This is a genomic window from Chryseosolibacter histidinae (genome assembly GCF_018598225.1).
In the GTDB taxonomy this organism is placed as follows: Bacteria; Bacteroidota; Bacteroidia; order Cytophagales; family Cyclobacteriaceae; genus Chryseosolibacter; species Chryseosolibacter histidini.
Genome location: NZ_JAHESF010000012.1, coordinates 211,275 through 223,665, shown reverse-complemented (window position 1 = coordinate 223,665; position 12,391 = coordinate 211,275). Strand labels below are relative to the sequence as shown.

At 52.6% G+C, this 12,391-nt stretch carries 5 protein-coding genes; 1 reads left to right on the top strand and 4 read right to left on the bottom strand.

Annotation, left to right across the window (positions count from 1 at the left end; all coding sequences use genetic code 11):
* Window positions 1-200: 200 nt before the first annotated feature.
* Window positions 201-1,589: an ATP-binding cassette domain-containing protein gene (locus KK083_RS14350; RefSeq protein ID WP_254163940.1), complete on the top strand. Its 1,389-nt coding sequence runs from the start codon at window positions 201-203 to the stop codon at window positions 1,587-1,589.
* 67 nt (window positions 1,590-1,656) lie between these two features.
* On the opposite strand, the gene KK083_RS14345 is transcribed toward KK083_RS14350, so the two are convergent.
* The 4 genes from KK083_RS14345 to KK083_RS14330 all read right to left on the bottom strand — a co-directional run bounded on the left by KK083_RS14345 (window position 1,657) and on the right by KK083_RS14330 (window position 12,387).
* Entirely contained in the window at window positions 1,657-4,443 is a 2,787-nt protein-coding gene (locus KK083_RS14345) for a chondroitinase-B domain-containing protein (protein ID WP_254163939.1), read from the bottom strand.
* Window positions 4,444-4,509: 66 nt separating this feature from the next.
* Window positions 4,510-6,831, bottom strand: a complete 2,322-nt coding sequence (locus KK083_RS14340; RefSeq protein ID WP_254163938.1) for a discoidin domain-containing protein — start codon at window positions 6,829-6,831, stop codon at window positions 4,510-4,512.
* Window positions 6,832-7,290: 459 nt separating this feature from the next.
* Window positions 7,291-9,084, bottom strand: a complete 1,794-nt coding sequence (locus KK083_RS14335) for a RagB/SusD family nutrient uptake outer membrane protein (protein ID WP_254163937.1) — start codon at window positions 9,082-9,084, stop codon at window positions 7,291-7,293.
* A gap of 12 nt (window positions 9,085-9,096) precedes the next feature.
* Window positions 9,097-12,387, bottom strand: a complete 3,291-nt coding sequence (locus KK083_RS14330; RefSeq protein ID WP_254163936.1) for a SusC/RagA family TonB-linked outer membrane protein — start codon at window positions 12,385-12,387, stop codon at window positions 9,097-9,099.
* Window positions 12,388-12,391 lie beyond the last annotated feature (4 nt).

Sequence of the window (12,391 nt, the reverse complement as noted above, 5' to 3'; positions counted from 1 at the left end):
CCTTACTCCTTACTCCTTACTCCTTACTCCTTACTCCTTACTTCTTACTTCTTACTTCTCAACTCCTCTCCTGACTTCTGACTCCTGGCTCCTGACTTCTTCTCAAACTACCTTACGCTAGCTAGTATTTCCGAAAAGTTTATCCATCGCGTCCGCAGGAAATCAATACGATTTATTTTATTATCGCGTTTTTACCAGTAATGATTTCACTGCACAACATCACGTTTTCACGATCAGGGAAAAAGCTGTTTGAAGATCTGAGCCTGGAGATAAAACCCGGTGAACACCTGATCATACGGGGATCCAATGGCTCAGGCAAAACAACGTTGCTCGAATTGATCGCCGGTGTACTTCATCCACAGGCGGGTACAGTGACCTATGATTTTATTGAAGGCGATGATTGGCATGAACGTTATTTGCAACGCCAGGAAAAGATCCGGTATATCGGTGCGCACGCGCTCCAGACCTTTCTCAGCGGTTATCACGGACTGTTCTATCAACAACGGTATTACAGCATAGGTGACACACAAATTCCCAAGGTCAGCGATTTCTTCGGCGATCACATAAGCCGGTTGCAGCAATATGATTTCCCTGAAAATCTCAACATTCAAAAGCTGCTGGGGCTCGAGCTCACGAGATTGTCTAACGGGCAGCTGAAGAAAGTGCTCATTCTGCACGGCCTCATCAAACACATGCCCAGGGTATTGTTGCTGGATTATCCGCTGGAAGGTCTTGATCGCGAAAGCCGCAGGGATCTGACAGACTTCATAGACCACATTGCCGGCACATTCGGTATACAGGTCATCATGACCGATCATCATCACGAGCTTCCGCAGGTGATCAACCGCAGGCTTGTGCTCGACGATTTCAGGATCGCCCGGATCGAGGCGTTTGAACATCGCACGGAAGCACTTCCATCTGATGTTAAGAAAGCGCCAGCAGAGAACAACGGGCAAAACAAAATACCGGTGGTTGAAATGCGATCGCTCACCATTCAATATGGCGAAAAAAAAATCATCGAAAACCTCAGCTGGTCCATCCACCAGGGTGAGCGATGGGCGCTGACGGGAAAGAACGGGTCGGGCAAAACAACACTCTTCAGCCTGATCTACGCAGACCATCCCATGGCGTATAGCCAGCAGGTGTTCCTGTTCGGAAAACGCAGGGGCACCGGTGAGTCGGTCTGGGATATTAAAAAACGGATCAACTACCTCGGCCCGGAACAGATCCATTTCCTGGACTCCAAAAGCATCACAGCCTCCTGCAGGGAATACATCCTTCACCAACATGCGCCAGGGGAAGACCGCCTGAACACCCTTATCGATTTTTTCAACGCAGCCACGCTGATGAACAAACCGGTGCGCCACCTGTCATCCGGCGAACTACAGGTAATGCTGCTGCTCCGTTTTTTCATGAGCGATAAGGAGCTGCTCTTGCTCGATGAACCGTTCCAGTTCCTGGACCCTGTGAACAAGCAGCGAACCACCGAATACCTGAACAATTACCTCGATCGCAATGCCACGCTGGTGCTCATCACTCACTATGAAAGTGACATGATCCACTGGACACAACACCGGATGAGGATTTAGTCGAGGATCAGCCCTTTGAGGGTTTAAAACCCTCAAAGGGTTGTAACCGTCGACTGTGGACTCTTCCCTACTTCTTCAACACCTTATGCGTAGTCACCTTCCCATCACTCATCACCCTGATAAAATGCAAACCTTCAGGAAGCCTGGATGTGTCTACCACCGTGTGATGTTTCCCTGCAGGTAACCGTTCATCTCTCAACACAACCACGCTGTTCTGCACCGTATTGTATAATTGCACCCGCACATTTCCTTCGCGTGTTGTTTCATAGTATACGGTGACCTTGTCCGCTACCGGGTTGGGACTGATAGCGCTCAGGCTTTCTGTGGAAGATCTTTCGAGCGCACCTGCCGCGGGCACGCCAAACACCCTGAACTCGAGAAGGCTTGCCCACGAGCCCGTGTAACCTGACGCCCCGGTGACAGTGATCCGCACAAATCTTGCACTGACAGCCGTGAATGTGTTGGTGATGGGCGCAGCAATGGTGCCGGGTGTGGTGTTGGTACTTCTGTTCACGATCTGGCTATAAGCGCCTGACGACGTGGTTTTGGACTCAACCACAAACTGATACGCGCGGTCTTCGTAGCTGATCACTTCTGTGCGGCTGATATCGTACAACGCTCCCAGGTCAACTTCGAGCCACTGCGGATAGGTGCTGGCAGACCAGCGTGTTGTTGTATTGCCGTCCACGGCGTTGACTGGCACGTTGGTATCGCTTGAAGATGCTGTCACCGTTTTATTGAGCGCCACGTTCTGAGGTGCTGTTCCTGTAACTTCAAGCTGGTCCACGTTCGGTCCCCCTCCCGCGGTTGTAGCGGTTGCCCGCACTGTGTTAATACCAGCGTTCAGGCTTACGGCAAACGTGCGTGTGGTCCAATCGGTCCACGCGGTGGTGGGGCTGAAGCTCAGGCCAGTGTGCACAACAGTACCGTTAACAGCAATATCCATGGGGCGGTCCACACCTGAAGCATTCGCGTACCGGATCGCCAGGTTATAGTTACCGGCGCTGGTCACGTTGATGCTCCACTGCACATAACTTCCCGCGACGTTATCGTAATTCACAAAACCGGTGCCGTTGAATCCGGTGTGATTACTTTCCACCACGCCCGATACAATGGTTGCATCCTCGGCCTGGTAAACAGGTGTAACCGGCGGCGCCTGTGTGGTGGCGTTGGCAGTATTCGAAAAGGCGGAGTTGCCGCCCGTATTTTCTGCGCGTACCCGGTAATGATAAGTGGTAGAAGCCGGAAGCCCTGTGTTGGCGTAGGTGGTGGTGTTGGCGGCTACATCAGCAAGGAACGACCACGTAGATCCACCGTTGGCGGAACGTTCGATCCTGAAACTACTTTCGTTGGTAGAGTTGTCGGTCCAGCTGAGGTTGATCTGGGACGTCGACACGGCTGCAGCACCGAGACCACCGGGTGCGGCAGGCGCTGAAACCAATCCTGCGGCAGGCCCAACATCGGCAGTGGTCAACGGCCTGTTCAACACCGGCGTGGTTTGGTATTCATCTCCGCCTACGTCACGGGCACCACTGCGCGACTGTTTATCTATGTCTTCCGTAACATAAGTGTACGACCCTGTGGAGGCATCAATGGCGGGGCTGTTCGACTGGATGTGGTAAACACTGTTGGCATCTTCCACCAGCTTCGGGTCTGCGGTTGTATATCCGCTGGATGGCATAGCGCCTCCGGTAACATTCCACAGGATATTACCTGACCACGTGGGGCTTGAATATGTACCGCTGAGCGATATCGGATCGCCTCCCTGGATGATGTTGTTGGCAAACACGATGCCCGTTGCTCCCAGGCCTCCTGTTCTTCCGGGCATCCTGTAGTTGGTGGTGTTGTTTACGAGCGTGTTGAACACAACCTGAACCCTGTCGGGGCGGTCGTGGCTGGTGAGCGGATCGCCATCGGCTACTTCTCCATCGCCATTCACGCAGTTGATGGCAAAGCTGCAGCCTTCGAAATAGTTGCTGTAGATCTTGTGATCATCGGCACAAAAACGCAGGCCCTGGCTGCCGAGAAAGAAGTTACCATATACCTGCATCCTGTTGCCATGCCGCAACGACAGCTCCGAGGTTCCGGTACCAAAGGTGTTGTAACGGTAAATGTTGTCAGACGATTTGTTGGCAATGTTCTCGTTCTCTCCCCGGCATTGTACAAACAGGTTGTACTCGATCAGCGAATGGGCTGGCGTGAGACTGCGGCTGCTGAGCCCCGGCTGAATGGCTGAAGAGTTGTTGGCGCCGGAAGGTTCAAAATTGAAGAAGTAGTTGTGATGGATCCACGTGTTTTGCGCCATACCATCGCTGCCCGGGCCTTGTATGGTGACCATACACCCCTCGGTGGATTTGTTCTGAAAAGTATTGTAGCTGATCTCGTTGTCGTCTCCGGAAACGCTCAGGTAAGGTTTATTGCCCGTACCTGCTGCCGCACATTCGTAGACATTGCGGGTGATGGTGCAATGTGTGGCGCCGGTGTTGATGCGCGCGGTGCCCGTGCTGTGCGTGAATTTGAAACCTTTGATGATGATGTACGCTGCCGGGCTGTTGAGCTGAAAGCCGGTTGTTCCGGCGATCTCCACGCCCCCGGTGGTCTGGGCCATGATGGTGATCGGCTGCGAGGCTGTTCCCTGCCTGTTCACCGATATGGCGGTGCTGGCAGTATATACACCGTTGGTTACAATAATGATGTCGCCGGGGGAAGCGCTGTTGATGGCGCTCTGCAGGGCCGACAACGATGAGACGGTGATCGTTTCGGCCGAAAGCACTCCGGGCCTTGTCAACAGGAAGATCAGCAACAATAGCCAGGCCTTTCGTTTGATAAAGAATGATGAGAATGATTTGTTCATGATATTACGGTTAAGGATAGATCGATCTTTTTAAACGGCTTATGGGGTAGCTGGTGACTCTGAGACTTATTTTTTCAGGATCTTGTGGGTGGTCACTTTACCCCTATGCGTCACGCGGATGATGTACAATCCGCCGGGAAGATGACTTAGGTCGACGGTGGTGTTGTGCTCCCCTGCCGGCTGATGCTGATCGACCAATGGGATGGTACGGTTCTGCACCATATCGTACAATGAAATGCTGACAGGGCCGCCTTCTTCCATTTGATAGGTGACAATGGCTTCACGGGTTGCTGGGTTCGGATAACTTTTGATACGCATTGCCCGGGAAGTTTGATCTTCTCGCATCGCAGAAGCTGCTGCAACGCCAGGGTTGAGCGAAAGATCGTTGGTGACCAGGAGCTGGTCAAGCTGCGCGCCATCTTCGCGATAGGCTACCTCGAGTGTATGCGCTCCGGCGCTCAGGTTGTAGGTAATCACGGTGTTGTTATTGGCAAAATCGTGAAGGTCATCCCACACCCAGGTTGTGCCCACCGGCATCTCGTTCCAGTTTATCCAGGTGCTGTTATCCACGCGCACCCAGAATGAATCGTCACTATTGGTTGCACACAGCGATCGTCCCCATACTTTGTAGGTGCCTGCTGATGGCACAGTGAAATTGTAGCTTGCCCGGCCCGTTGCAGGCGCGGAGGCGTTGCTGTTGTTTCCGGCAGCCACGGTAATGTACTGGCCACCCGATGCACTGCTATTAGACTGCACTTGCATGGGCGCAGTGATGGTTCCTGACTCGGCTTCAATATAAATGCTGACAGGAGTAGTAGTCACTGCAGTGCCAAACACCCTGAACTCGATGAGGCTGGCCCAGGGACCTGTATATCCGGATGCACCGGTCACGGTGATCCTCACATACCTTGCATTCACGGCAGCGAAGTTATCCGTGATGGGCGCGGCAATGGTTCCGGGCGTGGTATTGCTGCTCCGGTTCACAATTTGTGTATAAGCTCCCGATGAAGTTGTTTTTGCTTCAACCACAAACTGGTAAGCCCTGTCCTCATAACTGACTACCTCTGTACGGCTGATGTCATAAACAGCGCCCAGGTCAACTTCGAGCCATTGTGGTAAAGGACTGGCAGACCATCGTGTGGTTGTACTACCATCGACGGCACCTGCCGGCACATTGGCATCACTCGAAGAGGCGGTCGCCGTTTTATTCAGCGCTACATTTTGCAGTGTTGTGCCAGTGGGCGTAGTGGCGTTGGCTGTATTGGAGAATGCGGAGTTGCCGCCCGCATTTTCAGCGCGTACACGATAGTGGTAAGTTGTTAAAGGCGACAGGCCCGTGTTGGCGTAGCTCGTGGTATTGGCACCAACGCTGGTAAGCAGAGACCAGGTGCTGCCGGCATCCAGCGATCGCTCTATCCTGAAGGCGCTCTCGTTGTTAGCGTTGTCGGTCCAGGTCAGGTTGATCTGTGTTGGCGACACCGGTGTGGCACCAAGGCCTGTGGGTGCTGACGGAGCAGTTACGCCGCCGATGCTGCTGGGGCATTGTGAAGCGCTGCTCTCGGAGATACAAAAATCTGCGAACCGCACCTGCTCATCGCGCAGCACATCATCGAGCCCGCGGTAGATTCCCCACTTCGGCCTGTTGAAGCTTGCCCCTGTTCGCCACATGTCGATGCCCGTGCGGCTCACAGAAAGCAACGTTGCACCATCGCTGATCCTTTTGATCACCAACGAGAAGGTTCCGGCGCTACCTTCCGAACTTTTGAACTGCATAAAGGCTTCCACCCATGCGCCCTTGAACGGGGCCAGGTCAACCTCGGCGATCTTTCCCTGGCTGCCACTGCCCTCGCCCGAGCTGTGGATCACTTCCATTTTCTGCGGACTGCCTGCCCGTGGCGTGAGCGTCATCAGCGGAGCGCCAGCGTCACCATCCAGCGCCTTGATCTGCATAATGTGGGTGAACCGTGATGAAGGCACAAAACCTGCGTCGAGCTTGAACTTCCAGCGCATATAGGCAGTTTCTCCCTCGGTGTGTTTCAAACCCGCGGGTGATCCGCTGCCGCCTTTGATCTCATTCCGCTGGCGATCGAAGTTCGTGCAACGGTCATTGTCGATGTCGGCATGGATGTGGAAGATAAAAACATTCTTTCCGAGCTGGCTGTCAAATGCCTCCGTAATGTGCCTGCCGAATGCCGTATGGCTGCAATCCGGATCTTCGGGTTCAGCGCCGAACCTGTCGTTGATCAGTTCGTAAGTGTTACCCGCGCCATCAGCTTCAAGCGTGATCTGCGCAAACAAGTGCCCTGTAGCGAGCAGCATGCAAAACAAAAAGGCCAAAGCGATGCTGCCCGGCCTGAGATTGAGTGAGTCTGGTAGTGAATTTTTCATAGGTCTGTTTATTGAGTGGATAATAGAGATCCAAAGTATACTGACCGGTTGATCAGCGCAGGGAAGAACTATGCGGGGCGGGCGTCACATCAGCAACGGTCAGGGTGATCCTCCTAAAGAATATTGCACGGGCATCAGCATAAAACGTTGGTTCTATACAGGTGACGTGATTTTTACCTGACACCCTTTCATGAGATGCAAAAAAAACGGATGGAATGCTGTAATAGCAGGTAGGAAGTACAGGAAGTGATGGCTTGCAACGTTAAGCCCACACTACGATCATCAAATCAGGGATCTATTTTTGTGCAATTGCACATCCAGGCATGCAATTACAGACAACACAGTGCAACTGCACAACGGTTGCCCACAACGTACTTCTAAATAAAAACTGCCCGCATCGCTCTTGCAAAGCCACGCGGGCAGGTATATCATGAGCGCTTGCCTGTCACGGCAGCACGATTACCATCCGAACACCTGCTCGAGGTTAGGATTCAGCAACACCTGGGGTGCCGGCACAGGACGGTAGTAGTATTTCGGCTCCGTAAAAGTACCACGCTCAGGATCGGTGACGCTTGTGCCACTGGTACCATTGCTCAGGTAAAACGATGCGTCACTTCCCTGCGGCCCCACCTGGTAGTAGATCAGCTTCTTGCCAAGGGAGTTCTGCTCCTTGTCAGCTTCCGCGGGAATAGGTTGTGTGTTAGGAATAAGGATGATGTCGACCACTGCATCTCCTGTAAGGTCATACTTACCCAAGCCAGGGAAGTACAGCCCTTCAGGTTCTTTTTCGATCAGCTTGCCCGCATGCCAGCGCATGAGGTCGTCGAAACGGAACCCTTCCAACGCCAGCTCCACACGCCGCTCACGCCGGATCTCACGCAACACATCCGGCTGGGCACCGCTCACGTTCGGGTATTGCGCCTGCAGCACGGGATCGGCCGGCGCATTCAGCATCAGGCTACCCATGCCTGCACGGGCGCGCAATTTATTGACGGAAAGGTCGAGATCGGCCTGTGTAAGCTCACCGAGCTCTGCCCTGGCTTCTGCGTAGATCAACAGGATCTCCGCCAACCTGATCACAGGAATGTCGAGGCTATTCTGCACAGCGGTGCTTGTGTTATTGACAAATCCTTTGATCTGGTGATAACCTGAAAAATTCTTGGCAAGCTGTTGCACATAAATGCCACCACCCTGCGCGTAGGTAGAAGTGTTGATCAGTTCCCAGCCTGGATAAGCATAGGTCTGATACAGGCGGGGATCGCGGTTCTGAAATTCCTGCACAAACTGTTTGGTCTGATAACCAGGTTGGTTGGTGAACGGTGTGCCGTCGGCCATCAGGTAAGTTTGCATGAGGTCGCGTACCGGGTTCACTTCATAGTTGCCAAACATATAAGCCCACCATCCGCTGTTCTGCTTTTCATTTTCGTTGAAGGTTGCCAGGATCACCTCAGGGTTGCTCTCCAGGTTAGTGCTGTTGAACAATGCGCCGTAATCCGCCATCGGTTTTCCGGTGTTGTAAATAGAAAAACCTCCGTTGTCGATGATCTGCTTTGCAGCGTCGCGGGCCAGCTGCAGATAGATGTTGGCAGTACCCTGCAATGAAAGCTCATCATGATATTTTCTGAACGTGCCCTCATGGAGCGCATGCCGTGCCTGGTAAGCCAGCACCACCCACTTGTTCACAGCACCACTACGGTCGTCTTCACGCACGTGCTGGGCGGCAAAAGCATAATCTTCGAAGATCTTGTCAACAACCAATGTTCTGGGGTCTTGTTTTTTGTACAGGTCGGCATCGTTCGTCTCCAGCGCCTTATCATACCAGGGCACGTTAGAATAACGTTTCACCTTGTCCATGTAAAATTTGGCGCGGAAAAATCTGCCCAGTCCTTCATAGTGATTGAGCGCAGCTTCATTGATTTTCGCTTTGCGCATGTTTACGAGGTAATAATTGATGTTCCGCAGCTGCGTCCAGCTCCATCCTTCGGTAACCGTGGCAGCTGTAGGTGTTCCGATCATCATGTTCTTGATCTCCGTTACGCCGGTGGTCGCGGCGTTGTCTGTGGAAAGATCGCTCACGTAGATTCCGAAACCGGGGAAGTCGTACAGGCTGTACACGTAGGTAGCCAAGTCTTCCTCGCTGTTAAAGAAATTCTCCCTGGCAATGGAGGTCTCCGGATAACGCTCCAGAAAATCGTCGTTACAGGATTGACACACCAGCAACGTTATGACAAATAATATGATATACTTTTTCATGATATCGTGTTGTTAAAATTGCAGTTCCAGGCCAAAAGAGTAACGTCTCTGAAAAGGATAGGCATATCCCCAGCCATTGGACGATTGATACGAGGGATCGAGCTTGCCGATGTTGTCGGTAACGGATTCAGGATCGAAGTATTTTTTCAGTGCCGACCACTCCGTAATGTTCTCACCGCTGGCGTAGATCCTCAGCTTCGAGATCTTCAAACGGTCCAGCAGCGCCGAAGGCAAAGTGTATCCGATCGTCAGGTTCTTCAATCGCAGGTAAGCGCCGTTCAGCATGTACTTTGTCTGTGGTATCGCGAGCCCCTGTGCCTCATCGATGCGCTCACCGAGGTTGCGGTCTGCCAGCCACGCCTGCAGTACTGGAAATGCCGCATCGGTGTTGGCATCCGCAAGGCCTGCAGCGAGGTACGACTGTGAATGTTGTGCCCGTTCTACATCACTCTCCGAAGTAGCGCGGTAATAATCCATCAGGTGCACATAACCGCCGGCATAGGGTTGCTGATAAGCGCCCCAGTACAAATAGTGGAGTGGATAATAATCCATCTTGGCAACGCCCTGCAGAAATACACGGATATCGAAACCACCCCATTCCGCACCCAGGTTGAAACCTACCCTGAGCCGCGGCGTGATGTTGCCGATCACAGACAGGTCTTTAGGATTTTTTACTGTAGTTCCTTTTTCGATCTCGTGATTTCCATCCAGGTCTTTGTACCTGGGCCAGCCTGGCACAATGGTCAAAGCGCCCCAGGGAATGATGGAGGTCTGATTCAGCGCATCGATCTCGCTCTGATCTTTAAAGAAGCCATCGCTCTGCAGGCCCCAGATCTCTCCCAGTTGTTTTCCTTCGTAATACTGTGTGAGGCTGCCGTTGGGATTGTCGAACCTGGTGATGTATGAACGGGAATCCGCCAGCGTGAACCGTGCGTTGAAATGAAGTGGCTTGCTCTTAACCGAAAATTCATTGTCGTATCCCAGTGACAGTTCCCAACCTTTGGTCTCGAGGTCAGCGGCGTTCTCATCAGGCTCTGCGGTGCCCAGCACGTCCGGAAGGTCTCTGCCCTGCGTGAGCATTCCTTTGGTATCGCGTTGATAGATATCGAACGATGCACTGATCCGCTGCTGAAGGAAGCCAAGGTCAACGCCAAGGTTGCGCGTGTAAACTTTCTCCCACGTATAGTTCGATGATACCAGCGGTGCCGCCGATACAACCTGTGGCACGTTTCCACCGATCAGGTATCGTCCAGGCGCTGCATTCATGGTAGCGATGTATCCATATTCTCCCACAAACTGGTTGCCCAGTGAACCGTAGGAAGCCCTGATCTTGAATGTGCTTATAACGGGCCGCAACGATTCCCAGAATTGTTCACCATCGAACTTCCAGGCAGCGGATGCAGAGGGGAAGAATCCAAAACGATCACTCTTTGGGAATTTGGAAGATCCGTCATACCTGCCGTTCAGCTCAACAATATACTTGTCCTTGAAAATATAATTTAGCCTGTAGAATGCCCCGCGGATAGCCCAGTCTGCGATCTCTTCGTCCACACGCGCTTCTCCCGTAGCCAGACCGATGGTGGGCAGCGAAGAGGAGATCACACCGCTCCGTTGAGCCTGAAACCATTCAGACCGCTGATATTCCTGGTTGTAGCCGAGGATAAGGTTCAGCGCATGATCGCCGAATTTTTTCTCAAATGTTCCATAGGTATTGAAGACATAATAAGACAGGTAGCTGGATTGCCGGTAGGCGGTATTGCTCCCTTCTTCGCGCACATCGTTGGGACCAAAACCGATATTGTACTTGGTACGACTGCTATCACCGTTCACATCTATTCTGCGCGCTGTAAAATCAGCATTCAGTCGCAGCGCCCTGTCCATGGCCGAAACCTCGCCGCTGAAAGTGGTCTGCAGCATATTCGTTTTGTTGGTCACGCGACCACCATTTGTAAGGCCAGCCATGGTACGACCCGCATCCGTGTTGGCCCAGGTGCCGTCAGGATTGCGATCCCAGCTGGTGGGGAAAATATTAAAAAGATCCTGGATAGAAAGATGAGAGGGCTTTGACCGCTCTGTCAGCGAGATCGATGTATTGTTGCCGAGTGCCAGCCATGAAAACGGTTTGAAATTGATCTTGCCACGCATGGCATACCGGTCGAATTTGTCTTCCGTCACATTCAGCGCGCCGTTTTGAGAGTCATATGCGCCGGAGAGATAGTAGGATGTATTACCGGATTTTCCCGACACAGAAACATTATGGCGCTGTGATACGGTATAGTTATCGAGAAAATACTTCGTCCAGTCCCTGTTGCCCATGTACTGCCACAATGAATTATCGGTCGGGTTAATCCTCACAGGGCCCGAAGACGAGGGATCATCGGAGCGCTGCCTGGCCCACGCATATTCCTCTGCCGTGTAGTTCACATAATCCCACGGCGTATTGTCAGTCGAGGTCTCGAGCATGCGCATATAGATATAGGGATCGGTGATCTTGTTGGGCAGAACCGTTGGCTTTCCCCATGAAAAGTTGTTGGTATAGTCGATGGTGATGCCGTCACGTATGCCCGACTTGGTCGTGATCAATATCACACCGTAAGCTGCCCGTGCACCGTAGATGGCTGCCGATGAAGCATCTTTCAGAATGGAAATACTTTTGATATCTGAAGGAGCGATGAAGTTCAGCTCGGCGGCATCCAGGGGTACGTTATCAACAAGGATCAGCGGGTTGCCACCATTGATCGAGGTGAATCCACGGATATTGATGTTGGGGGTGGTGCCAGGTTCGCCGCTCAAAAAATCCACGTTCAGATTGGGCACCGCGCCCTGCAATCCCTGGGCGATATTCTGGATAGGCCTTGCTTCAAGGGCTTTGCTATCCATGGCGTCAACTGCGCCGGACAGGTTTTCTTTTTTCTGCTCGCCATACCCCACCACCACGATCTCCTGCAGCGCACTGGCGTTGGCCTGCAATGCCACGTTGATGACAGACTGCTGCTCAACAACAACTTCCTGTGTAACATAGCCGATGAAAGAAATAACCAGAACATCGCCTGGGCCTGCATCCAGCGCAAACGACCCGTTCACATCGGTAATGGTGCCGCGTGTGGTTGATTTGATAAGAACATTCGCTCCCACTAACGGAGAACTATCGGTGGCATCCGTAACAACACCCCGGATGCGGTCTGCAGTACCGCTCTGAACGCTGACCTGCGCCTTTACGAGCACAGGCATGACCATGATAAGCAATATGCCTAAAATGGCCATCCTGAGCTGCTGCAAAAATCTGATGTAGATATGCGTCATATAT